Source organism: Chromobacterium sp. Beijing (assembly GCF_021496765.1).
GTDB lineage: Bacteria > Pseudomonadota > Gammaproteobacteria > Burkholderiales > Chromobacteriaceae > Chromobacterium.
The window spans coordinates 3,753,769-3,777,680 of the sequence record NZ_CP053750.1 but is presented as its reverse complement, the minus strand read 5'-3'; the positions used below and the strand labels follow the sequence as shown (position 1 = coordinate 3,777,680).

Genomic DNA, 23,912 nt, shown 5'->3' with positions numbered 1-23,912 from the left:
GACGAATTCATTGAGGCAAGGAGAGCAGTGTGTTGACCATGGGGTTTCTGAGCTGGTTGTTCGGCGATGAGAATCTGATGTCCCTGCTGGCGCAGAACTGGGCGCTGGGGGTGTGGATCGTGGCCGCCATCGTGTTTTGCGAAACCGGCCTGGTGGTCTTGCCCTTCCTGCCCGGCGACGGGCTCTTGTTCGCCACCGGCGCCTTGCTGGGCGCGCAGGGGGTGTCGCCGTGGTGGCCGATGGGGCTGATCACGCTGGCGGCCATCCTGGGGATTTGCTGAATTACAGCATCGGCCGTTCCGCCCTGGGGCAGACGCTGATCCGGCGCGGCTGGGTCAAGCCCCAGCATCTGGCCAAGACCCAGGCTTTTTTCGACCGCTACGGCGCGCCCACCATCACCATCGGCCGTTTCGTGCCCATCGTGCGCACGGTGGCGCCGTTTCTGGCCGGCTTGTCCGGCATGTGTCCGCGCCGCTTCGCCTGCTACAACGTGTTGGGCGCGGTGATCTGGTGCGGCGGGCTGGTGTCCATGGGCTACTGGCTGGGAGCGATTCCGTGGGTGCAGGACAATATGCTGTGGCTGGTGCTGGGCATGGTCGCGCTGCTCTTGCTGCCGCCCTTGTGGCAGTGGCGGCGCAGCCGCCGTCAGGCAGGCTGACAGCCGGTTTCAACGTCCATTTCTATCCATTTCGCCGGCGCGCGGCAAGCTGTGAACAGCCTCCGAGAATGTCAGCGCCGCGCCAGGGACCGCGCGCCGGGTTGCCGCTGATGAGACGGTTCGCAAGAGCTGCGCCATGATCGCGGCGCAGCCGGCCTTGACGTCGATCGGCGCGGACTTAAGGCCCGCGCCGCCGGCGATGTTCATGGAATGATCTTGAGGCTTGCGTCAGAGAATGCGGGGTTTGCCATCGGCCGTTAGCGCTTCCGCCTGGCGGACTCGGGTCGCGCTGGCTGGGCTGGCTTTGGGCACTCTTGGCGCATTTTCCAGAGCATTGTTCACGCGGATTTCTTCATGCTCGTCTTTCAGCATGCCCAGGCGGGCGTGTAGCAAGTTGGTGTCCGCCGGTTCCATCTTGCGATTGAAGTCGCGCACCCATATTTCTTCCGCCCTGGCGCGAGCCGCCGCTTCCACCTGTTGTCTGGCGGCGGCTTCCGCCTGTTGGCGCGCGGCTTGCTCCGCCTGCTGGCGAGCCGCGCTGGCGGCCTGCTCGCGCGCGGCTCGTTCCGCTTGCTCCCGCGCAGCTTGCTCGGCCTGTTCTTGAGCGGCCTGCTCCGCCTGTTGTTTGGCGACGCGTTCCGCCTCTTGTCGGGCCGAAGTTTCGGCCTGCTTGCGCGCCAGCTCTTCCGCCACGGTCTTGGCCTGCTGTTTGACTTGCTGCTGCGCGGTTTCCGCCACCTGCCGCTCGGCTTCGCTGCCTGCGGCGGATTGAGCCTGCCTCAAGGATGGGATGTCGGCTGCGCTGGCGCCGGCTTCAGGGGCCGCTTGCGCGTGATTGGCGAAACTTTGTCCAATCTGGCTCATCTTTTCACGGAAAAAGCTGTCGCTCATCACATGGTCTACCAGTCGCCGGCTGGCCAGCTCAATGGCTTTGTGCTTGTTTACCTGGCCGCTGAAGTCCTTGGCTTCGTCCACCGCCTTGGCCACGATGCGTTGCGCGGCGTCGGATTGCAGACAGCGTTCCAGCGCGGCTTTCTCCGCGGCGGGGTGCTCCAGGTAGACGCCGCTGGCCAGTAGTTGCTTGGCTAATTGCTCCCTACCGGCGCGTGTCAGAGCGCTGAGCGCGGAATCCAGTTCGCGGCGGTGTTGTCCGCTGATGCGAGAGGCCTCGTTATGCACCGCATCCAGTGCTTTGGCGTTGGCTTTCAATTCTTGCTTCAGTGTTTTTTGGCCTGCTTTGTCCTGTTGGGACTGGAGCTGCGTCAACTGAGCTTGCTTGGCCTCCGTGTTGGCGTTATAGCCCTGTGCCAGTTGCCGAGCGTGCCCAAGAGCGATGTTCTGTTTGTCTTGGCTACTTGCGCGCAATTGCCCCGCTTGGCGTTCGAAGTCTGCGTGCAGGGCGGCGGCCAGTTCCAGGTGGATGGGTTTCAATTGATCGCGCATATAGCGAGGCACTTCAAGTCCGTAATGGCTGGCCACTTGCTGCAGCTGCGCCGACCGTTGTTGCTGCTGCTGTTGGAAGGCTTCGCGTTGAGCTTCGGCGGCGGCTTGTCGGCTTGCAAGCGCGAGGCCGCGTTCCTTGATGTTTTCCAATCGATCATTGATGGCGCTCAGGGTGAGCGCTTGGGCGGCCGGCATCTGACCGGCGCGCTCGCGCAGCATCTTGTCCAACTGTTTCTGGATCTTTGCGGTCAGCTTGGCCATGGTGGCGGGGCTGGCCTGGCTGTCTATGGTGTTGAGCAAGGATTTGAGCGCATCCAGCAGCTCCGGGTGAGCCTTTCCGTGCTCCAGCACGGACTGGTAGTAGCCAGTCAGCTTGCCCAGAGTGAGTTTGCCATTGTCGGGAGAGCGCAGCAGCTTGGCGGTTTTCTCGGCCACGGTTTGCCCATGGTCTTGGGCCAAGGCTTGCAGCAGTTGCAGATAGGCTTCGTTGAGTTCGACTCCAAGTTGACGGTCCCAAGCCTGGTTGTAATTCAGGCTGCGAAGCAATTGCTGATTCAATTCGAATTGGCCAAAGCTGTTTTTCCGGCTAATGGCCTCCAGTTGCCGTAATGGCGACTGGGTTTCCGCGTTGGCGATGATCTGTTGCAGTTTCTGGGCGCCGGAGGTTAAGGGGCGGGCCAGTTGCTGGGCGCGCGCTTGCTCGGTATCGCTTTGCTTGGGCGCGTCGGGCTCGAAGCTCATATCGTCCGGCATCAGGCGGTTGGCGCTCAGCACGTCCCGCAGCATGGACTGAAAGCGTTCGTTAATGGCGGGGTCTGCCAGCAACTCGGCGGTTTCCGGGGTGTCCAGCGATTCGAGCATGTGGAAAAAGCTTTTCCATTGCACAACCTTGTCTTGGAAAACGGTAGGTGTATCGAAGCCCCAGTCGCCTTTGCTGTCCTTGCTGAGATTGAGCAGATGATCCGCGCCGAATGCAACCGCTCCATGCTCGGGGTCAAATCCAAGTTGTTGGTGAAAGCGGGCGATGTCGACGAAGACCCCTTCTTTGGCGTCATTGTGTTGTGCTTGCGCAGAGGAGTAGCCAATCGTTTCCAAAGAGCCTGGCTTGGCGTGGGCGAGCAGACTTTGAATAAGTTCGGATTTCCCTTCCTTGGATTTCTTGATGGTTTTTTCAAGGAGCTCGCCGGTTTTTTTGTCGCGAATTTGCAAGGTTTCCACCTGCTCGCGCCTGGCGGTGGTTTTGACTTCGAACTGGTTGAACTCTTTGGTGTCGACATTCATCAGGTGTTGTCCGCTCACCTGTTTTTTCTCAGCGGCGCTTTGCTTGGCGCGCAGCGGCTCGGATTCCGTCTTGCCCAGCTGTTGTTCCAAAAACTGCTTGTCGACCAGAAAGCTGCGAATCAGCGGGCTTTCCGCCCCCGCCATTTTGTACTTCATCAAATAGCCCAAGGCGCGGTGGGGCGTGCCGAAGCCTATCCATAACGCTTTGCCGCTGGCGTTCAGGCTGCCGTCTGGATTTTGGCCGACATCCTTGAAGTTGTCCCCGGTGGATTTGGCGTATACCGCCATATAGGCCCGGACATAGCCCGGATTGGCGGAGTCGTCCAGATTGGCGTAGGCGATGGAGGTATGTCCCACTGCGCTGTTCTTGGCATCCGCGGCTTTGAGCAGCTCGATTTCTTTTTGAGTATCCGCTCGCCAGCGTTGGCTGGCTGAGCCCCCCGCCTGATTGTTGCGTGCCAGCAGTTGCTCCAGCGCTTTGGCTTTCTCTCCGGGGAGTTGGCCGGCGTTTTCATTCATATTCATCATGTAGGCCAGGCCTAGCGACATTTCTGCTTGCTGTATGCCCGTCAGTTTTTCCGCCACGCGGGATGAGTATTGCCGCCATTGGGGTTCGCTCAGTGTTTTGGCGCTCTCCGGCACCGTTTGTCGCAGCACGGGTTGAATAGTTTGTGCCGAGATGCCTCGCAGCCGGCTGGCCAGGGGGCCGCTGGCCACCTGGAGCGGTGTCTGTTGAGAGGCCGTTGCCGTGTTCAGGGAGAAAGAGGTTCGGTTGGCGTGAATGGGGCTGGGCATGGCTTGATCCTTAAATTGGCATGCGGGAGGCAAGACTGAATTGAGGGCAGCGGATTGGCTGAGTGGCAGGCCGGGCGAGGGTGTTGCTATAAGAGCCTGTTTACGGTCTCGCGAGAAAGGGCGAGACAAGGCGAAAACGGCTGAAAAAGCGGAGTGTACATACGGTACATGAGCATTTTGAAGACGTTTTCAACGCCGTATCGCCGATGCGTAGCAGATCGTAAACAGGTTCTAAGCAAGGTGGGGTGTTCGGCTTGGACGGGGCTAGCGCTGTTTGTTGGCGTAAAGATACCCGCCGGCGTTGCCGGCGGGCTTGCAAGTTTTGTTCAATTCAGCGGTGGTGAGAGCGAGGGGTTCAGCGCGGTCCGAGCAGCTGTTGCAGCGCGGCCGCCGCGGGCGCGCCCTGGATTTTTTGCAGCCGGCCCTGGGCGTCGCGGTAGAAGGAGGCAGGGGTGGCGAACACGCCGAAGCGCTCCATCAGCCGCTGGTTGACCGCCAGTTTGGCGCCGACGGCGGCCGGCGGCTTGGCCAGCGGCCGCACCGAATCGCCGGCTTCGTGGCGCGCCAGCGCGGCGGCCGGGTCCGGCGCGGCCAGGAGGGCGGCGGCCTTGGCCGGGCTGTCCTCGGCCAGCAGGCCCACCAGGATGTGGCGGATCTGGACCTTGCCGGCCTGGACCCAGGGCCGGGCGTCCCGCCAGAGCTGCCGGCAATACGGGCAGTTGGGATCGGTGAAGGTGTAGACCACGCGCGGGGCCCCGTCCTTGCCGTCGGCGATCCAGTGGCTGCTTTCCAACTGCCGCCACAGCGCGGCGCCGAACTGCCGGTCCAGCAGCTCGGGCTTCCATTTGTCGCCGCGGGCGTCGGTGACGTTGCCGACGATGGCCTGTCGGCCGTCCGGGGTCAGGTAGACGGCCTGCGGCCGGCCTAGGTAGAGCGCGGCGTAGCCGGTCAGGCCGGACGGGCCGGGAAAGCTGCTCAGGACTTCATAGCCCTGGGCTTCCAGCGCCTGAATGGGCGCCGGCCAGGCTTGAGGCGGCGCGGCGTGGGCGCTCAGGCTCAGCCAGAGCGCCAGCGGCGCCAGGCCTCGGATCAGCGGTGCGTTCATGTTTATTCCTTGGAAGCGGGCGCGCCGCCCAGCAATTGCAGCTTGCTGGCCAGAGTGGCTTCGGACAGTTCGCCCAGATGTATGGTTTGCAATTGGCCGCGGGCGTCGAAAAACAGCGTGGTGGGCAGCGCCGCCGAGCCGTACTCCCGGCCCAGGGCGCCGGCCGGGTCCAGCAGCACATGCCGGAGCCGAAGCGGCTGCTTGTGGAAGAACTCGCGCACCGCGACTTCGTCCTCGCCCTGATTGGCGAAGACGAAGCGCACGTCGGTCCTTTGCCGCTGGGCGTCTTGCAGCAGCGGCATTTCCCGCAGGCAGGGCGGGCACCAGCTGGCCCAGAGATTGAGCACCATGGGCTTGCCGCCGGCCAGCGTCGGCAGCGAGGCCGGGGTGCCGTCCAGTTGCGGCAGCACGCGGGCGGACAGCGAGGCCTTGGTTCGCCCTTCTTGCAGCGCCGCGCCGCCGGCCCAGACCAGCGCGCCGCTCAGGATGGCGACGGCCAGCGGCCGGCGCAGCTCCGGCCGACGCCAGCCGCGCCACGCGGCCAGGGCGAGCGCGGCGGCGACGCCGGCCCAGGGCAGGAAGCCGCCGTCGCGCAGATCCAGCACCGCCAGCGGCCGCTGCGAGTACAGCGAAAACCAGTACAGGACGAAGCCGACGCGCGCGGCGACGAAGCCCCACAGCAGCATGTCGTTGAGGTGGGCCGCCACGCTGACGCGGCGGCCGCGGCCGGCGAGCAGGCCGGCGCCGTGGGCGGTGAGCCAGGCGGCGGCGATGATGGCCAGGCTGACCGGAATGGCCAGCGGGCCAAGGTTGAAAGCAAGCATGGTTCAGTCCTGTGCCGCGCGGAGCGGGGTGGCGGTGGCTATTTTTTTAAACGTTTGAATAGACTGGGTCCTTTCCAAAAGATTCAGCGGGCCCGCCGCGCCTGGCTCAGGCGTTCGAGAAAGGCGTCCGGGCCCAGCGCGCCGACGATGCGCTGGGCGCGGCGCTCCTGGCCGTCCGGGCCGATCAGCAACAGCGTGGGTGGTCCTATCACCTGGCGCGAGGCCAGCAGCGCGGCGCTGTCCGGGCCGGATTCGGTCACGTCGGGCCGCAGCAGCGTCATGCCGGCCAGCGCTTGTCGCACGAGGGGATCGCCAAACACCTTGTGCTCGATTTCCTTGCAGGCCACGCACCAGTCGGCGTAGTAGTCCACCAGCGCCCAGCGGCCTTGGCGCGCGGCCTCGTCCAGGCCCTGTTGCAGCGCGCGGACATCGCGCACGGTGACGAAGCCGAGTTGTTCCATGTCGGTGGCGGGCGCGGCCGCGGAGGAGACGAAGGCGAGCGGCCGCAGCGGATCGCTTTGCCCGGCGGCCGCGCCGATCAGCATCGCCGCCGCCCACAGGCCCAGCAGCGCCGCCGCGCCGCGCAGCGTCCATTGGCCGGGGCTGGCGCGCCAGGGCCGGCTCAGCGTCAGCAGGCCGACGGCGACGGCGAACAGCCACGCGCCCCACAAGGCCAGGCTGGCGGCCGGGGGCAGCACGCGGTCGAGGAACCAGATGGCCATGCCCAGCAGCAGGAAGCCGAACACCGCTTTGACCCGGTTCATCCACAGGCCGGGACGCGGCAGCAGTTTGGCCCCCAGCGCGCCCACCAGCAAGAGCGGCACGCCCATGCCCAGGCCCATGGCCAGCAAGGCCAGGCCGCCTTTGAGCACGTCGCCGCTGTCGCTGATGTAGAGCAGGGCGCCGGCCAGCGGCGCGGTCATGCAGGGGCCCACCAGCAAGGCGGACAGCACGCCCATCGCCGCCGCGCCGCCCAGGGTGCCGCCGCGCTGGCGCTGGCTGGCCATGGCCAGCCGGTCGCGCAGCACCGCCGGCAATTGCAGCTCGTAAACGCCGAACATGGCCAGCGCCAGCAGGATGAACAGCGCGGCGAACAGGCCCAGCGCCCACGGCGTTTGCAGCGCGGCCTGAAGATTGGCGCCCATGCTGGCGGCCAGCGCGCCCAGCGCCGCGTAGGTCAGCGCCATCGGCAGCACAAAGGCCAGCGCCAGGACCAGGCCGCGTCGCGGCGTGGCGCCGCTGCCGACGATCAGGCTGCTGAGAATGGGCACCATGGGCAGCACGCAGGGGGTGAAGGTCATCAGCAGGCCCAGGCCGAAGAAGGCCAGCAAGACCCAGCCGACGCCGGATTGCGCCAGCCGCGCCGCCAGCGCCTGGTCTTCGCCCAGGGCCGGCGCGGCGGGGGCCGTGCCGGCAAGCCCCGCCGTGGCGGTTTTAACGGCCTGGCCGCCGCCGGACAGCTCGACGACGCGATGCTGCGGCGGATAGCACAGCCCGGCTTCGGCGCAGCCCTGCCAGCTCAGCGCGAGGCGGCGCGCCTGGCCGGCCCGCACCAGCAGTTCCAGCCGCTGGTAATACACCTCGGATTCGCCAAAGAATTCATCATGGATGGTCTTGCCGGCCGGCATCGCCGGCGGCGGGACGCTGCCGGCGGGTTCGGCCGCGATCTTGATATTTTTGCGATACAAATAATAGCCGTCGCGGATGTCCCAGCGCAGGCGGACCTGGCCGTCGCCCAGCTCGCTGACGCTGAGGCGGAAGGCTTGTTCCGGCGGCAGAAAGCCGGTTTGCGCCTGGACGGTGGGCATCCAGAGGAAAAGCAGCAGCAACAGGCTGCGGAAAATAAGCGGCATTGCGGTCTCCATGGCGATGAATGCCCACAGCCTGGGCGCCGGGGATTAAGCCGCCGTTAACAATGGGATAATCCGTTGCCGGCAAGCTGGCGGCGACAAGGAGGCGGGAATGCGGGTGTTATTGGTGGAAGACAATGAGTTGATCGCGCTGGGCATCGTCGCCGGGCTGCGCGCCCACGGCCTGACGGTGGACGCGGTGGGCAGCGTGGCCCAGGCCGAGGCGGCGCTGGCGACGCTGGACGCCGATTTGATGATTCTGGACCTGGGGCTGCCGGACGAGGACGGCATGCGCTTGCTGGCGCGCTTGCGCGCGCGCGGCGCGGCGTTGCCGGTGCTGGTGTTGACCGCGCGCGACGCGGTGGAAGACCGGGTGGCCGGCCTGCGCGCCGGCGCGGACGATTATCTGCTCAAGCCCTTTGATCTGGACGAACTGGTGGCGAGGCTGCACGCCTTGCGCCGCCGCGCCGCCGGGCGTTGCGTGGACGTGATCGAGGACGGCCCGCTGCGGCTGGACCCGATGCGCGGCGAAGTCTGGCTGCACGGCCGGCCGGTGGCGCTGGCGCGCCGCGAACTGGCGCTGTTGGCGGCCTTGATGCAGGCGCGGGAGCGGATTCTCAGCGCCGAGCAGTTAAAGGACCGGCTCTACGATTACAGCGAGGAAATCGAAAGCAACGCCCTGAACGTGCACATCCACCATTTGCGGCGCAAGCTGGGGCCGGCGGTGGTGGAGACGGTGCGCGGCCTGGGCTACCGCTACGGCAGGGCCGGCGAATGAGCTTGCGTCTGCGACTGCTGTTATGGATAGGGGTGTCGCTGTGCCTGCTGTGGGGCGGCGTGGCGGCCTGGACGCTGCATGATCTGGACCGGCAGATGCGGCTGACGCTGGACCGGCGGCTGGCGATGTCGGCGCAGATGGTGGCCGGCCTGATGGAGCAATTGCCGGCGCCGCCGCCGCGCGCCGTGCCGCGTTTCGAGGGCATAGGCGCCGGCATCGCGTGCCAGATTGTTTCCGTGCGCGGCGAGGTGCTGGCGCGCACGCCGGGCGCGCCGGATACCCGCGCGGACCCGGCGCCGGGCTATGCCGAGCAAACCCTGCGCGGCGAGCGCTGGCGCAGCTATACGGTGGTGGCCAACGGCTTGCGGGTGACCACGGCGGACCGGCTGACCGAACGCGAGGCGATGTTGACGGATATCCGCTGGGCCGCCGCCGTGCCCTTCATCGCGGCCCTGGCCGGCAGTCTGGTGGCCTTGTGGCTGGGCGTGAGCCGGGGGCTGAGGCCGCTGGAGCGGCTGCGCCGCGCCTTGGCGCGCCGCGCGCCGGAAGCGCTGGAGCCGGTGGCCACTCAGGGTTTGCCGCGCGACGTGCTGCCGCTGGCGGACAGCCTGAATCAGCTCTTGCGGCGCGTTGGCGAAGCGCTGCAACGCGAGCGGCGTCTGACCAGCGACGCCGCCCATGAGCTGCGCACCCCGCTGACGGCGATCAAGACGCATCTGCAAGTGGCGCGCATCACCCAGGGGCCGGACGCGGCGCAGGCGCTGGCCCACGCGGCCGAGGGGGCGGAACGCTTGCAGAACACCCTGGGGCAGTTGCTGATGCTGGCGCGGCTGGAAGGGGCTTTCGACTGGGAGGAAGGCCCTCCGGCCTGCGCCGACGAGGTGGCGCGGCTGGCGATGCGCGACGCGGAGCCCGCGCCGCCGCGGCGCATTGTCTGCGCTCCGCTGCCGGAGGCCGCGCTGGCCTTGCCCCAGGCGCTGGCGGCCACCGCGCTGCGCAATCTGCTGGACAACGCCTTGCGGTATTCGCCACCGGACGCGCCGGTGCGTTTGGAGGCCGCACTGTGCGAGGAGGGTTTGCGCTTTGAAATCCGCGATCAGGGGCCGGGGCTGACGGCGGACCAGCGCGAACAGGCCGCGCAGCGCTTTTGGCGCGGGCGGCATGCCGGCGCCGGCAGCGGCCTGGGCCTGTCCATCGTCACCGCGATCGCCGGGCGCTTTGGCGGCCGCCTGGAACTGCTGGCCGGGGAGGAGGGCGGGCTATGCGCCGCCCTGACGCTGCCGGTGCTCAGAAGCTCTTCATAGTCTGCCGCGCTTCGCCGGACGCGGCGCGGCGAGCGCCCCTTCAAATGCGCATGCGCCCCTTGCGCATCCCGCTGTCTCAGCGGTTCCCGCCCTGGCGCGCTAGACATTGAACAGGCGCTCAGGACGACGAATGCCGGAGCATGAACGGCGGCGCGGCCACCACGTCCGGCACGCTGCTGTTGACCGGGTTCCGCATCACTTTTTGCGCCACCAGCTTCAGCTCGTACATGATGCCGATGGCGGCGTCCAACTCCCGCGGCTGGCCGTTGAAGGTGCGGTCCAGCGCGGCCAGCAGGTTCTGGTAGGCCTGGTAGAACTGGGCGCCGCTGACGGCCGCGCCGCTGCCCGCCGGATAGTCTGACAGCGCGGCGTTGGGCAGCAGATTGAACACCCCGGTTTCGTCCAGCGGCACCGGCTCACCGGTGTAGGACCAGCCGGAGGGGCTGGAGTCGTCGCGCACCAGGCGCTTGCCGTAGTAGATCTCGCCAAACTTGAAATAATGGGCGTAGCCGCCGCCGGCTTCTTCCTTGGGGTTGATCCAGTCGTCCTCCACCTGCACGCCTTCGCCCTGGCGCACAATGGTGTCTATCACCGCGCGGGCGCTGGCCATGTCGTAGACCTTGCCGTCCGGACAGCCCGGCACCTCCTGCGGGAACCACTGGCTGACGTCCACCTGCTCGTCCAGCCGCGGCTGGGCGAAGCAGTCGTGACCGTGGTTTTCCAAATATTGCAGCCGCTCCAGGATGGCCTGGTAAAAGCGGCCGATGGAGTCGAAGCCGGGCTGGTTGTCGACCGAGGCCTGGGTCTCTCCGGGCAGGACGGCCTGGGTGTCCGGGCGTTCAATCTCCATGAACACTTCCTGAGCCTGCTGCCGGCTCAGCGCCTTGAGGGTGACGATCAGGCCGGTGTCCACGCACATCGGCAGCGGCCCCGGGTAGCTGAGCGCCCGGCCGTCTTCGATGACGCGCGGGTTGCCGCCGATGGCGATCAGGGTGTTGGCGGCCAGGGTCATGTGCAGCATTTCCTCCACCACCACGGATTGCACCAGCGCGCGCGCTTCCTGATTCTGGCCGGGCTTGATGGAGAACAGCGCGGTCAGATAAGTGGGAATGGTGGACAGCTCCAGCCGCACCGCGCCGGCCAGCATGGTCCGCACATCGTTGATGTGCTCGGCCTGAAGCAGTTCGGCCATCAGTTCTTGACGTATCTTCAGCATGGCTTGGTTTCCTGGCTTGGTTTCCTTGAAAGAGGGGCGGTCTGGGCGCTCAGGCGTCGTTGCCCTTGCGGCTCTTGCTCGTGCTCAGAGAGCCGCGGGTGGCGGCGATGTCGGCCTCGCTGGGAGCCGCGCTCTGGCGCAGCGGGCAGCGCTTGCCGTACATCAGCTGGCGGTCGAAGGTTTTGCCGGTGCGGTCTATCACGTTCTGGAAATAGTTGATCAGCATGCGCCGCTTGCTGGCGGACAGGTCGCGCGTCACCGGCATCTGGTCCGGGTCTTCGATGGGCTTGTCGAACACGAAGCGCATGATGAAGGCGCTGGCGTCGGCCACCGCTTGCTTGGAAAAGTCGAACAGGCCCTGGCTCATCACCGGGTAGAGGTTGGCGTATTGCTGCAGGATGGGCTGCACGTCCTCCCAGCGCGGGTTGTCCAGGTCGATGTCCTGGCCCGGCTGCGGGAAGCTGCTGAAAACCACGACGGCGAAATTGTCGAAGGGCTGTTGCAGCGCCGGATCGGAGCCGGCCAGATTGTAGTTGATGGTGAACAGCTGGCCGTCCATGTATTCGCGCGGGGTGCCGAAGCTTTCCGGCCCGTGCAGGGTGACGGCGACTCGGCCGGCCTGATCGGTGACCGGTTCCGCCGGGCTGAAGCGGACGGCGGCGTTGGGCACGTTGTTGACCGGCAACAGCGCGCGCGGGGTGGTGCCCTGAGTCTTGTCGGTGGGGGTGTCGCCGTAGTCCAGCATGGGCGCGCCGGCCCAGAAGGCCAGCGCCGCGCCGGCCAGCGGCTGGCCGTAGCGCGCCGCGTAGAGATGGGTGTGCAGGTGGTTCTTGTCCGGGTGGTTGGGGTCCAGGCGGATGGCGAAGTCCTCGGCGCGGACCTCGTTGCCCAGCAGCACTTCGCGCACGCAGACCACGGCGCGTCCCTCCGCGCCCACCGGCTGGACGATGGCCAGCGGCAAGGGCTGATTGGCCAGCCGCAGCTGCGCCTCGTTCAGCGGCACGGACTGGATGCCGGCCTGCTGGTCTTGCAGCGTCTGCGAGGTGTCCACGCCGGCGATGGCGGTGTAGTCGCCCGGCCCTATCTCCGCGTCCTGCGCCGTCCATTCATTGTGCAGGATCGCGTATTGCAGCGATGGCAGCGCCGTCACCTGATAACGGCTGTCCAGCGGCAGCGCGTTGCTCAGGTCCACTTGCAGGCTGGCGGTATCCTGATCCAGCCAGGAGGAGAAACAGCCGATGCCGTTCTGGCTGGCAAGATCGCTGCCCTGTTGCGTGGTGGGCATGAAGCGGCGGCCCAGGATGAAGGAGCGCGGCTGGCCGAGATAGGCCGGGCCGATGGCGCCGAGCACGGTGCCGTAGCCGAAGCCGGGGTCGCTGTAGGTGGTGCTGTAGCCGTAGGTGGTCAGCCGGATGGATAGCCGGTTCTGCTCGCTCAACTCGATCAGGCGGGCCAGCAGCGGGCTGTCGAAGCCGTCCAGATGCCACTGGATATTGGTGAGCACGGACTGAAAGACGGCGGAGGCGGCGCTGTCGCCCTGGCTGGCGGCGCGGGAGAACCACAGGTCGCGGAAAGGGTTGCTCTGGTAGTCGGCGGTCATCAGCGGCGTGCCGTCCGGCTTGAGCAAGGACACCGCCAGGCCGTAGATGCTGGAGGCCAGCTGCCAGTCCGGGTCCAGGTCCACCATTTTGCCGGACGGCTTGCCGATGGCGTTGCCCACGCTGCAGGACAGCAGCGGGTCTTGCGCCGGATCGGTGATCAGAATGCCGCTGGGGCCGCGCAAGCTGCTCACCTGGCAGTTGGCGAAGCGCATGATGGCGGTGCCGGTGGGGTGCCACCAGCCGTTGTAGGTTTTGGTGCGCCCGTTGTCCCCGCCTGCTGATATTCCTGAAAGCGCGGTTCGAAAGTGGCGTTGTCGTAATGGCGCGGATCGTTGTTGACGGTGGAGACGTCGGACTGGAACTGGCCGGAAAAGGCCAAGCGGGGGAACTGCAGATAGCTCATATGGGCTCCTTGCCGGCAGGAAAATCCGCTGACGGCTTTTGTAGGCGATTTAATTCCATGGGCATAGCGCGGGTATAGGCGGCGCTGGCCATAAGGGCAATGTTCTTTAGGCCAGGAGGGGGCCGGAGGGAAAGGACAGGAGGCCGGCGCGTGTCCCGCGCCGGCCGGAGCCGGGCGCTTATTCCGCGCCCAGCGACATCGCGTGATTGAAGACATTGCCCGGGTCGTATTTGCGCTTGATCGCCGTCAGCTCCGGATACAGCACGCCGTAATACAGCTCGCCCCAGCTATAGCCGGGCGTGCCCGGCTGAGCGCCGTTCAGCATGTCCACGTCCGGGTAGTTGATGTAGCAGCCTTCGTAGGGCGAATCCGGCAAGGCCGCCGAGGCCGGGTAGGGCGTGCCGTTGAAGCCGTCGGCGGCGTAGACGGCGTCGAAGAACTCGCGCATCCAGCGCACATGCTTGGCGTCGTTGGCCGGGTCGGTCCAGTAGCTCTGGTATTGCAGCTTCATCACCGAGGCGCGCTGCGGCACAGCGGTCTGGTTGTCGGCCGGATCGAAGCCGTTGTTGCCGGCGCCGCGGCGGTTGATCGCGCCGCCGTAGGAGTCCACTTGCAGCAGCGATTGGGAGAAGTCCAGATCGTGGGGATGGGTGTTCAGATGCCGGTGGATCGCCTTGCACTCGGTCTGGCTGAAGTTCTGTTTCATATAGGCGGATTTGTACTTGCCGCGCTGATTGTTGCCGGAGCCGTTCAGCGTCTGGGTGGCGTACAGCCAGTCCATCGCCTGCGCGTGTTCCGGCAAGGGCGCGCTGTTTCTGGGCGGCGAGCGGTGCGGGATGTGGGGCAGATGGCCGCCGCCGGGCAGATAGGTGTTCAGCAATTGCGGCGAGGCCACTTGCGCGATGCGTTGGTAAAAATCATTGAACGGCGCGGTGTCGTTCAGCTTGCCGTCCCGGTCCGTGTACTGCACCACCAGCCCCAGATTTTTGGCGCTGACATGGGTGAGCTTGAGCAGGCTGAACAGGCCGTAGCCTTCGGGCTGGCGGTCCGCTTCCAGCCAATACTCGCCATAGGTCTGCAGCAAGGCGGTGAAGCGGCCCAGGTCCTGGAAATCGTTCCAGTCGAATTGTAAGAGCTGTACGCCCACCTGTTGCGGCGCCGGCGGCAGATCGTCGAAGTAATAGCTGGTGATCAGGCCGACGTTGCCGCCGCCGGCGCCCTTGCACAGCTTGAGCAGGTCGGCGAATTCATTGTCGGCGCGGGCGTGGACCTTGCGCGCCTTGCCGCCGTCCGCCAGCAGAATGTCCACCGCGCTCAGCCAATCCACGGTCAGGCCTTGCAGCCGCGACAGCAGGCCGTAGCCGCCGCCGCTGATATGGCCGCCGGCGCCCACCGAGTAGCAAGAGCCGCCGGGCACGGTCTTGCCGGTGAGCTTGTACAGGCCGACATAGCCGTCCCAGTTCTGATTGCCGGCCAAGAGCTGAAAGCCGTAACGGCGGCCATCCGCCGTCACGTCGCGGCGCAGGCCGGAGAGCTGGCCGATGTCTATGATCAGGCCGCCGGGGTTGTTGCTGACGAAGCCCTCGTAGCAATGGCCGCCGCTGCGGATGGTGGGTTTGAGACGGTGGTCCAACGCGTATTGCAAGGCGGCGGCGGCTTCGTTCTCGTCGCTGCAGACGACGATGCCGCCGGCGGCCTGGCCGGCCTCCGGCCAGCGCAGATTGAAGCCTTTTTTCAGCGTTTCGTAACGGGGGTCGTCCGGGGTGATGGCATTCAGGCCCATGCGCTCTTCTCCTTGTGCGGCCGCGACGGCGGCTATGCGTTTTGAATGACATTGTTTTATAGACGAGCGGTGAGAGGGCGAGGCTGGCAAATGCTGAGCTTGGCGGCATTGCCTGTTTTAACGTTTCATTTCCCGGTGACTATGCTTGAATCCGTGGGATTTTGTTCTGGCATGAAATGACATTTGGATGTTGTTTTGCTACGCTCCCTGCCAAAATCAGGAGCGAGCGGACATGATCAAGCAATGGATGGGCCTGGCCCTGCTGTTGGGCGGTTTGGGTGGCGCGGCGCAGGCCGGCGAGGCGTTTGGCGCGCCGGGACTGACGGCGGTGCGCGGCCCGGCGGCCAAGTCTTTCGTGGGCGTGGCGACGGAGGGGCCGTCGCGGGTGTATTTCACCGGCTATCGCGGTGTGGTGTCCGAGGTGTTCTACCCGGCGGTGGACACCCAGGCGGCGGTGGATCTGCAATTCCTGGTGGGCGACGCCGGCGGCGGCTTCGTCGACGAGGAAAAGCGGCAGGACTACCGCGTGCAGCGGCTGCATCCGCGCAGCATGAGCTGGCAGGCGCAGACCGGCAACCCGGCCCATCACTGGCGCATCAGCAAGCGCATCTTCACTGATCCGGCGCGCGACGCGCTGATCCAGCGCGTCACCTTCAGCGCGCTGGACGGCCGCCGCGTCGGTGATTTCCGGCTTTATCTGCTGTTCAAACCCTATCTGGACAACGCCGGCGCCGGCAATAGCGCCGCCACCCTGGCGCGCGCCGGCGGCGGCGCGGCCTTGGCGGCCAGCCGCAATCAGCGCGCCTCGGCGCTGCTGAGCAGCTTGCCGTGGAAGACGCAGAATGGCCGCCGCATGCTGTCCAACGGTTTTGTCGGCCTCAGCGACGGCTGGACCGATCTGCTGGGCGGCGGCGCCGACAAGCGCATGGACTGGACTTTCGATTCCGCCGGCAACGGCAATGTGGCACAGATGGGCTGGCTGGAACTGGGCGACCCGCGCGCGGCCAGCGTGTCCTTCGACGTGGTGCTGGGCTTCGGCGCCAGCCAGGGGCAGGCGCTGGACGCGGCCGAGGCGGCGCTGGGCGGTGACCTGGGCGCGGCGCAGCGGCGCTACGACGCCGGCTGGCAGGCTTACGCCGCCGGCCTGTCCGATCAGGGCGGCAGCGCCGACGACGGCTACTACCTGGCGGCGATGACGCTGAAAACCATGCAGGACAAGGCCAGCGGCGCGATGGTGGCCGGTCTGGGCACGCCGTGGGGCGCCAGCCAGGGCGACGCCAACGCCGGCGGCTATCACCTGGTGTGGCCGCGCGATCTGTTCAAGTTCGCCAACGCCCTGCTCACCGCCGGCGACCGCGCCACCGCCGCGCGGGTGACGGATTATCTGTTCAACACCTTGCAGCAGCGCCGCGACTGCGGCGCGGCGGAATATGACGCCGCCGGCTGCCCGGACGGCTTCAGCCGCAACGGCCGCTTTCCGCAAAACGCCTGGGTCAGCGGCGCGCAGTATTGGCAGGGCACCCAGATGGACGAGCAGGCCATGCCCATCCTGCTGGCCTGGCGCCAGGGGCCGGCGGTGTATTCGCCGCTGTGGCCGCGCATCAAGCTGGCCGCTGACTACATCCTGAACGCCGGGCCGTGGACCTACCAGGAGCGCTGGGAGGAAAACAGCGGCTATTCGCCGTCCACGCTGGCGGCGCAGATCGCCGGCCTGGCCGCCGCCGCCGACATCGCCCGCGCCAACGGCGACGACGCCAGCGCCGCGCGCTATCTGTCCGCCGCCGATTACTGGCAGCAGAACGTGGACGCCTGGACCTTCACCCGCAGCGGCGGCTTTGGCGACGGCCGTTATTATCTGCGCCTCAATCCGTCCGCGCGCGCCGGCGGGGCCGGTCGCGCCGGCCAGGCGCCGATGCTGGGCCCGGACACGCCGCAGGCGCTGGAAGTGAAGAACGGCGGCGGCAGCCGCGACGCGCGCCGGGTGGTGGACGGCGGCTTCCTGGAACTGGTGCGCATGGGGGTGAAGCGCGCCGACGATCCGGCGGTGCTCGCCACGCTGGGCATTTACGACGCGGTGCTGGGTCAGCGGCTGGAGCTGCCCGGCGTGCCGGCTTTGCCGGTCAACGCCTGGTTCCGCTACAACTTCGACGGCTACGGCGAACGCAACGACGGCGGCGATTTCGCCGGCAGCGGGGTGGGTCGGTTGTGGCCCATCTTCACCGCGGAGCGCGGCGTCTACGAGATTGCGCGCCAAGGCGGCGGCGCGGCCGGCCAGCCCTATCTGGCCGCCTTGAAGCAACTGGCCACGCCGGAGGGCATGCTGCCGGAGCAGGTGTGGCCGCACAGCGCGGTGCTGCCGGACGGCTGGGCGGTGGAGACGCCGGCCGGCAACCGCGCCGGCACGCCCACCCGCTCGATCGCGCCGCTGAGTTGGGCGATGGGCGAGTACATCAGCCTGCTGGCCTCCATCCGCGCCGGACGCGTCGTCGATCTGCCGGAAGCCGCCTGCGCGCGTTACTACGCCTGCCGGGTGGAACCCAAGGCCGGAGAGGCGACGGTGGAGATCCAGGCCGCCGCCGATACCAGCTGGGGGCAGCAGCTGTATGTGACCGGCGCGGCGCGCGCCTTGGGCAATTGGAACACCGATCTGGGCCTGCCGGCGGACGCGGCGGCCTACCCGCTGTGGAAGACCCGGGTCAATCTGCCGGCCGGCCAGCGCATCGAGTACAAGTACTACCGCAAGAACGCCGACGGCAGCGTGAGCTGGGAGCAGCGCGCCGGCAACCGGGTGTTGCAGGCGCCGGCCGGCGGGCTGACGCTGAGTGATCAGGTGAACTGGTAAGAACCTGTTTACGATCTGCTGCGCGTCGGCGATACGGCGTTGAAAACGAACTCAAAATGCTCATGTACCACGTGTACATTCCGCTTTTTCGCTCGTTTTCGCCTTGTCTCGCTCTTGCTCGCGAGACTTTGAACAGGCTCCAATACGATATTGATTTATTTGGAATATTGAAAGCAAATTTAATTACTTTTTGATATTAAACATGGCTTTTATAGTGTGCTGAGTCCCCCTTGTTCAGGAACTCGCCATGCCCATGTTCATCTCCCGCCGTTCCCTGCTGGCGCTCAGCCTCGCCAGCCTGTCCTTCCTCGCCTTGGCGGCACACGCCGCCGAGGCGCCCATCGTCATCGGTTATCAGACCGGGGTCGATCCCTCCAAAGTGGCCCAGGCCGACGGCTTGTATGAAAAAGCCATCGGCCGGCCGCTGCAATGGCGCAAGTTCGAGAGCGGCGCGGAAGTGCTGGCCGCGCTGGCCTCCGGCGATGTGCATATCGCCGATCTGGGCTCCAGCCCGCTCAGTGCCGCCGCCACCCGCCAGCTGCCGATCCAGACCTTTCTGATCGTCGCCGAGATCGGCAACTCCGAAGCGCTGGTGGCGCGCAAGGGCAGCGGCATCAAGACCCCGCGGGACCTGATCGGCAAAAAAGTGGCGGTGCCCTATGTCTCCACCACCCATTACAGCCTGCTGGCCGCGCTCAAGCACTGGAAGCTGGACCCGGCCAAGCTGTCCATCGTCAATCTGCGCCCGTCCGAGATCAGCGCCGCCTGGCAGCGCGGCGACATCGACGCCGCCTATGTCTGGGACCCGGCCTTGAGCCAGGCGCTGAAAACCGGCTCGGTGCTGGTCAATTCCGAACAAGTGGGGCAGTGGGGCGCGCCCACTTTCGAAGCCTGGGTGGCGCGCAAGGATTTCGCCGCCGCCCAGCCGCAGGCGCTGGCCGCCTTCGCCAAGGTGACCTTGCAGGCCTTCGCCGATTACCGCGCCAAGCCGGCGGCCTGGAGCGCCGGCTCGCCGCAGGTGGCCAAGATCGCGCGGCTGACCGGGGCCGATCCGGCGCAGATTCCCGGCCTGCTGGCCGGCAGCCGCTTTCCGCTGGCGCAGGAGCAGCTGTCGCCGCGCTTGCTGGGCGGCGGCACCGCCAAGGCGCTGCGCGACACTGCCTTGTTCCTGAAGGAACAGAAGAAGGTGGAAGCGGTGCTGCCGGATTATCAAGCCTATGTCGAGCCGCGCTTCGTGCGGCTGGCGCAGCCGCGCTGAGCGCGAGGAGGCCGCGATGGCGAGCTTGATCGTGGAAAACGCCGGCGTCAGCTACGCCGGGCCGTCCGGCCCGGTGCAGGCGCTGGACCGGGTGTCGCTGGAGCTGCGTTCCGGCGAGATCGTGGTGGCCCTGGGGCCGTCCGGCTGCGGCAAGTCCACCTTGCTGGGGCTGATGGCCGGCTTCCAGACGCCCAGCCAGGGCCGGGTGCTGGCCAATGGCCGGCCGGTGCGCGGGCCGGGCGCGGATCGCGGCGTGGTGTTCCAGGACGACGCGCTGATGCCCTGGCTCAACGCCGAGGACAATGTCGCCTTCGGCCTGCGCCTGCGCGGGGTGCCGCGCGAACGGCGGCGAAGCGAGGCGCGCCGCATGCTGGGCTGGGTGGGGCTGGAAGCCTTCGCCGGCCACGCGCTTAGCCAGATGTCCGGCGGCATGCGTCAGCGCCTGGGCCTGGCGCGCGCGCTGGCGGCCGATCCCGACTTCCTGCTGCTGGACGAGCCCTTGGGCGCGCTGGACGCGCTGACCCGGGAAAAGATGCAGTCGCTGATCCTCAGCCTGTGGCAGCGCAGCGGCAAGGGCATCTTCCTGATCACCCACAGCATCGAGGAAGCGCTGTTCCTCGGCACCGAGCTCTTGGTGCTGACGCCGCGCCCCGGCCGCATCGCGCTGCGGCAGAAACTGGGCTTCGCCCACCGCTACGCCGCCGGCGAATCGGCGCGCTCGATCAAGGCCGATCCCGCCTTCATCGCCATGCGCGAGCATTTGCTGGACTGGATTTTCCGCGCCGAGGAGGCCGACCATGCCGCCGCTTGAACTGACTGAATTGGGCCCGGCCGCGCAGGCCGAGCTGAGCGCGCCGCCGCCGGCCCATGCCCCCGCACCGCTCTCCGGCCGCTTCGCCGCCTGGCGTCGGCGCTGGCCCAGCGCGCTGTCCGTGGGCGGCCTGCTGCTGCTGTGGTGGGCGGCCAGCGCCGGCGGCCTGGTGTCGCCGCTATTCCTGCCCGGCCCGGCCCAGGTGGCGGCGCGGCTGGCGGACCTGGCGGTCAACGGCTTCATGGACGCCAGCCTGTGGCGTCACGCCGCCGCCAGCCTGGGCCGGGTGGGCCTGGCGCTATTGCTGGCCGCGGCCACCGCGGTGCCGCTGGGCATGCTGATGGGCCTGAGCCGGCGCGCGCATGCGGCGCTGGACCCGCTGATCGAGTTCTACCGGCCGGTGCCGCCCCTGGCCTATCTGCCCTTGATCGTGATCTGGTTCGGCATTGGCGAGGCCAGCAAGGTGCTGCTGATCTATCTCGCCATCTTCGCGCCGCTGGCCATCGCCACCGCCGCCGGCGTGCGCCGCGCGGACCCGGCGCGGCTGCAGGCGGCGCGCTCGCTGGGCGCCAGCCGCGGCCAGCTGCTGCGGCTGGTGGTGCTGCCCAGCGCGCTGCCGGAGATTCTGACCGGGCTGCGCATCGGCCTGGGCGTGGGCTGGTCCACCCTGGTGGCGGCGGAGCTGGTGGCCGCCACCCGCGGCCTGGGTTTCATGGTGCAGTCCGCCGCCCAGTTCCTGGTCACCGACGCGGTGATCGCCGGCATCCTGATCATCGCCTGGATCGCGCTGGCGCTGGAATTGGGGCTGCGTTGGGCGGAGCGGCGCTTCGCCGGCTGGGCCGCGCCGGAACGTTTTTGAGCGAGTTTTCGATTTTTTGGATTTGGTTTCCGCCGCGCGGATAAGGAGCACATTCATGAGCCTGCAACTGCAAGCCATCAGCCCGGCCCTGGGGGCCATTGTTTCCGGCGTCGATCTGAGCGCGCCGCTGTCCGGCGCCGAGCGCGACGCGATCGAGGCGGCGCTGCTGCGCCACCAGGTATTGTTCTTCGAGAACCAGCCGTTGACGCCGCGCCAGCAGCGCGATTTCGCCGCCCGCTTCGGCGATCTGCACCTGCATCCGGTCTACCCGACGGTGGCGGAGCAGCCGGAAATCATCGTGCTGGACACCCATGTCGACAATCTGCCGGACAACGACAACTGGCATACCGACGTCACCTTCATCGCCGCCCCGCCGCTGGGCGCGGTGCTGGCGGCGCGGCAGCTGCCGGACGTGGGCGGGGACACGCTGTGGAGCAGCAACAGCGCCGCTTACGACGCGCTGTCGCCGGCCTTGCGCGCGCTGCTGGACGGCCTCAGCGCCGAGCACAGCTTTATTCATTCCTTCCCGGAAAGCCGCTTCAAGGACACGCCGCAATACGCGCGCTGGCAACAGGCCAGCCGCGACCATCCGCCGGTGGTGCACCCGGTGGTGCGCACCCATCCGGTCACCGGCCGCAAGGGCCTGTTCGTCAACGAGGGCTTCACCACCCGCATCCTGGAACTGGCGCCGCGCGAGAGCGATGCCCTGCTGGCCCTGCTGTTCGCCCACGCCGCGCGGCCGGAATTCACCGTGCGCTGGCGCTGGAAGGAAAACGATCTGGCGTTCTGGGACAACCGCGTGACCCAGCATTACGCGGTGGCGGATTACCTGCCGCAGCGGCGGGTGATGCACCGCGCCACCATCCTGGGCGACCGGCCGCGTTGAGCGCGGCGGAATGAGCAGGAAAAGGAAACCCGGCATTGCCGGGTTTTTTTACGGGGTCGTACAGCGTATATCTTCAAATGAAATGATATTGGCATCTTAATTTAACGGTTTTCGGGTAATATCCGTTCGCCATAAAAAGGCGGGCGGCGCGCCCGTCTCGGCATATCACAATCACAAGAGAAACCGTCATGAAGAAATTTACGCTCGCTCTGCTGTTGTCCGCCGCTTTCGCGCTGCCCAGCACCCAAGCGCTGGCCTGGGGCCAGGAAGGCCACCGCGTCACCGGCTACGTCGCTCAGCAATTGTTGAGCCCCCAGGCCAAGGCCGCGGTCAATCAATTGATCCCCAACGCGGACTTCGCCCAGCTGGCCTTGTACATGGACCAGCACAAGCAGGAATTGAAACAGCAGCTGCCGGGCTCGGATCAATGGCATTACAACGACGAACCGGTGTGCGACGGCGTGGAAGAGGACGATTGTCCCAGCGGCAACTGCGCGTCCAATCAGATCGGGCGCTACAGCAAGGTGCTGGCCGACAAAACCGCGAGCAAGTCCGCCCGCGCCCAGGCGCTGACCTTCCTGCTCCACATGATCGGCGACATCCACCAGCCGCTGCACGCGGCCGACAACCACGACCGCGGCGGCAACGACGTCAAGACGCGGCTGGCCGGCAGCAACAAGACCGGCAATCTGCATTCGGTGTGGGACACCGCCCTGGTGCAGCAGGCCTTGAGCGGCGCCAACGAGCAGAGCTGGGCGACGCAGAACCTCAAGTACTACGCGCGCAACATCGCCGGCTGGCAGAGCGGGCAGGTCAATGACTGGATCAAGGAATCCAATCAGTACGCGCGCAGCGAGGTCTACGGCCCGCTGTCCAACTTCAGCTGCGGCCAAGCGCCCAGCGACATGGCCTACCTGGACCGCACCTACCAGACCGCCGGCGCTCAGTTGGTCAAACAGCAGCTGGTCAAGGCCGGCGCGCGCATCGCCATGGTGATCAACCAGGCGCTGCAGTAAAACGGCGCGTCCGCGCTAGAATGGCGGCTCCGTCGTCACCGGAGCCGCCATGTCCATTCACGAGCTCAGCCTCAAGGGTTTCCGTTCCATCCGTCAGCTGCGGCTGGAGCTGGAGCCGCTCAACGTCGTCGTCGGGCCCAACGGCTGCGGCAAATCCAATCTCTACAAAGCGGTACGCCTGCTGCACGAGGCCGCCTGCGGCCGCCTGTCCGCGGCGCTGGCGGAAGAGGGCGGCATTCAAAAGGCGATGTGGGCCGGCGGCCTGCGCCGCGGCGACCGCAAGGGCGAGCCCAAGCGCATGGCGCTGGCGGCGCGGCTGGCCGATTACGACTACGAATTGCAACTGGGCTACCCCGAGCCCAGCCGCAGCCTGTTCTCGCTGGACCCATTGGTGAAGGAGGAGACGTTGTGGCTGGCCGGCCAGGGGCGCCGCCCCTCGGCCCAGGTGCTGGAGCGGCGCAATCAGAGCGCCTTTCTCACCAGCGTGGACGGGGTCAGGACCACCTATCCCTTGGGCCTGCAGGCCGAGGAGTCGGTGTTCGGCCAATTGGCTGAGCCGCATCTTTATCCCGAGGTGTCGCAAGTGCGGGAGACGCTGCGGCGCTGGCGTTTCTACCATGAGTTCGCGGTGTGGCCCGGCTCGCCGCCGCGCGCGCCGCAAGTGGGCATCCGCTCGCCGGTGCTGGCGCACGACGGCGGCAACCTGGCGGCCGCTTTCCAGACCATTGTGGAGATCGGCGACGTCGAACTGCTGCACAGCGTGCTGGCCGACGCGTTTCCGGACAGCCGCTTCCAGACGGAGGCGCTGCATGGCCGTTTCCAGATGCTGATGCAGCGCGACGGCATTCTGCGGCCGCTGGAGGCGGCCGAATTGTCCGACGGCACCTTGCGTTTCCTGTGCCTGGCGGTGGCCTTGCTCAGCCCGCGTCCGCCGGCCTTCATGGCCTTGAACGAGCCGGAAAACAGCCTGCACCCGGACTTGTTGCCGGCCTTGGCGCGGCTGATCGCCGAGGCCGGCCGCCACAGCCAGCTGTGGGTGACCAGCCATTCGCCGCGCTTGGCGGAGCTGATCGCGCGCCACCGGCCGCTGCGCCGTTTCATGCTGGCGCAGCGCGACGGCGAGACGGTGTTGGCGGACGAGGATTGAGCCGGGGCCGCGAGGCCGGTTCGGCATTTTCGGAAAGTGAAAATGGATGGAT

General features: G+C 66.9%; 20 protein-coding genes. 11 read left to right on the top strand and 9 right to left on the bottom strand.

What is annotated here, in order from left to right; translation table 11 throughout:
- The first annotated feature begins 29 nt into the window (after positions 1-29).
- A complete protein-coding gene (locus HQN78_RS17545) occupies positions 30-281 on the top strand; it encodes a hypothetical protein (RefSeq protein ID WP_235085223.1) in 252 nt (83 codons plus the stop codon).
- Positions 275-658 carry a DedA family protein gene (locus HQN78_RS17540; protein WP_235085220.1) on the top strand — a complete coding sequence of 128 codons (384 nt, stop codon included), beginning with the start codon at positions 275-277 and terminating at the stop codon, positions 656-658. Before HQN78_RS17545 ends, HQN78_RS17540 begins: the two co-directional genes overlap by 7 nt.
- 9 nt (positions 659-667) lie before the next feature.
- Here the strand turns inward: HQN78_RS17540 and HQN78_RS17535 are convergent, their stop codons facing one another.
- The 5 genes from HQN78_RS17535 to dsbD all read right to left on the bottom strand — a co-directional run bounded on the left by HQN78_RS17535 (position 668) and on the right by dsbD (position 7,959).
- Positions 668-865, bottom strand: coding sequence for a hypothetical protein (locus tag HQN78_RS17535; protein ID WP_235085217.1), 198 nt, complete (start codon positions 863-865; stop codon positions 668-670).
- Positions 866-886: 21 nt separating this feature from the next.
- Positions 887-3,931 carry a hypothetical protein gene (locus HQN78_RS17530; RefSeq protein WP_235085215.1) on the bottom strand — a complete coding sequence of 1,015 codons (3,045 nt, stop codon included), beginning with the start codon at positions 3,929-3,931 and terminating at the stop codon, positions 887-889.
- A gap of 601 nt (positions 3,932-4,532) precedes the next feature.
- Complete coding sequence (gene dsbG / locus HQN78_RS17525) at positions 4,533-5,282, bottom strand: thiol:disulfide interchange protein DsbG (protein ID WP_107801439.1); 750 nt, start codon at positions 5,280-5,282, stop codon at positions 4,533-4,535.
- Between the two features lie 2 nt (positions 5,283-5,284).
- Entirely contained in the window at positions 5,285-6,106 is an 822-nt protein-coding gene (locus HQN78_RS17520; protein ID WP_235085212.1) for a TlpA disulfide reductase family protein, read from the bottom strand.
- An 83-nt stretch (positions 6,107-6,189) separates the two neighbouring features.
- On the bottom strand, positions 6,190-7,959 hold the full coding sequence (gene dsbD / locus HQN78_RS17515; protein ID WP_235085210.1) for a protein-disulfide reductase DsbD: 1,770 nt from the start codon (positions 7,957-7,959) through the stop codon (positions 6,190-6,192).
- Positions 7,960-8,068: 109 nt separating this feature from the next.
- On the opposite strand from dsbD, the gene HQN78_RS17510 reads away from it, so the two are divergent.
- Complete coding sequence (locus tag HQN78_RS17510) at positions 8,069-8,734, top strand: response regulator (RefSeq protein ID WP_235085207.1); 666 nt, start codon at positions 8,069-8,071, stop codon at positions 8,732-8,734.
- A complete protein-coding gene (locus HQN78_RS17505) occupies positions 8,731-10,038 on the top strand; it encodes an ATP-binding protein (protein WP_107801443.1) in 1,308 nt (435 codons plus the stop codon). Before HQN78_RS17510 ends, HQN78_RS17505 begins: the two co-directional genes overlap by 4 nt.
- A 118-nt stretch (positions 10,039-10,156) precedes the next feature.
- Here HQN78_RS17505 and HQN78_RS17500 read toward each other — a convergent pair whose 3' ends face one another.
- From HQN78_RS17500 to HQN78_RS17485, 4 genes are all read right to left on the bottom strand, one after another.
- Positions 10,157-11,254: a ferritin-like protein gene (locus HQN78_RS17500; protein WP_227106244.1), complete on the bottom strand. Its 1,098-nt coding sequence runs from the start codon at positions 11,252-11,254 to the stop codon at positions 10,157-10,159.
- Between the two features lie 49 nt (positions 11,255-11,303).
- On the bottom strand, positions 11,304-13,067 hold the full coding sequence (locus HQN78_RS17495) for a hypothetical protein (RefSeq protein WP_235085205.1): 1,764 nt from the start codon (positions 13,065-13,067) through the stop codon (positions 11,304-11,306).
- Complete coding sequence (locus HQN78_RS17490) at positions 13,043-13,258, bottom strand: hypothetical protein (protein WP_235085203.1); 216 nt, start codon at positions 13,256-13,258, stop codon at positions 13,043-13,045. The genes HQN78_RS17495 and HQN78_RS17490 overlap by 25 nt, the downstream gene beginning before the upstream one ends.
- Before the next feature lie 178 nt (positions 13,259-13,436).
- Positions 13,437-15,041 (bottom strand): FAD-binding protein, encoded by a 1,605-nt coding sequence (locus HQN78_RS17485; protein WP_235085201.1) that lies wholly within the window; start codon positions 15,039-15,041, stop codon positions 13,437-13,439.
- A 232-nt stretch (positions 15,042-15,273) separates the two neighbouring features.
- On the opposite strand from HQN78_RS17485, the gene HQN78_RS17480 reads away from it, so the two are divergent.
- The 7 genes from HQN78_RS17480 (at position 15,274) to HQN78_RS17450 (ending at position 23,860) form a co-directional block, all read left to right on the top strand.
- Positions 15,274-17,883, top strand: coding sequence for a glycoside hydrolase family 15 protein (locus tag HQN78_RS17480; protein WP_235085199.1), 2,610 nt, complete (start codon positions 15,274-15,276; stop codon positions 17,881-17,883).
- A gap of 247 nt (positions 17,884-18,130) precedes the next feature.
- The gene (gene tauA, locus HQN78_RS17475) at positions 18,131-19,141 is read left to right on the top strand and encodes a taurine ABC transporter substrate-binding protein (protein WP_235085196.1); all 1,011 of its coding nucleotides are present in this window, start codon (positions 18,131-18,133) and stop codon (positions 19,139-19,141) included.
- 16 nt (positions 19,142-19,157) lie between these two features.
- The gene (locus HQN78_RS17470) at positions 19,158-19,952 is read left to right on the top strand and encodes a taurine ABC transporter ATP-binding protein (RefSeq protein WP_107802110.1); all 795 of its coding nucleotides are present in this window, start codon (positions 19,158-19,160) and stop codon (positions 19,950-19,952) included.
- The gene (gene tauC / locus HQN78_RS17465; RefSeq protein ID WP_227106254.1) at positions 19,939-20,811 is read left to right on the top strand and encodes a taurine ABC transporter permease TauC; all 873 of its coding nucleotides are present in this window, start codon (positions 19,939-19,941) and stop codon (positions 20,809-20,811) included. The genes HQN78_RS17470 and tauC overlap by 14 nt, the downstream gene beginning before the upstream one ends.
- A 55-nt stretch (positions 20,812-20,866) precedes the next feature.
- A complete protein-coding gene (gene tauD / locus HQN78_RS17460; RefSeq protein ID WP_107801454.1) occupies positions 20,867-21,697 on the top strand; it encodes a taurine dioxygenase in 831 nt (276 codons plus the stop codon).
- 188 nt (positions 21,698-21,885) lie between these two features.
- Positions 21,886-22,713: a S1/P1 nuclease gene (locus tag HQN78_RS17455; RefSeq protein ID WP_235085194.1), complete on the top strand. Its 828-nt coding sequence runs from the start codon at positions 21,886-21,888 to the stop codon at positions 22,711-22,713.
- A 49-nt stretch (positions 22,714-22,762) separates the two neighbouring features.
- Positions 22,763-23,860: an AAA family ATPase gene (locus tag HQN78_RS17450; protein WP_107801458.1), complete on the top strand. Its 1,098-nt coding sequence runs from the start codon at positions 22,763-22,765 to the stop codon at positions 23,858-23,860.
- Positions 23,861-23,912: the final 52 nt, after the last annotated feature.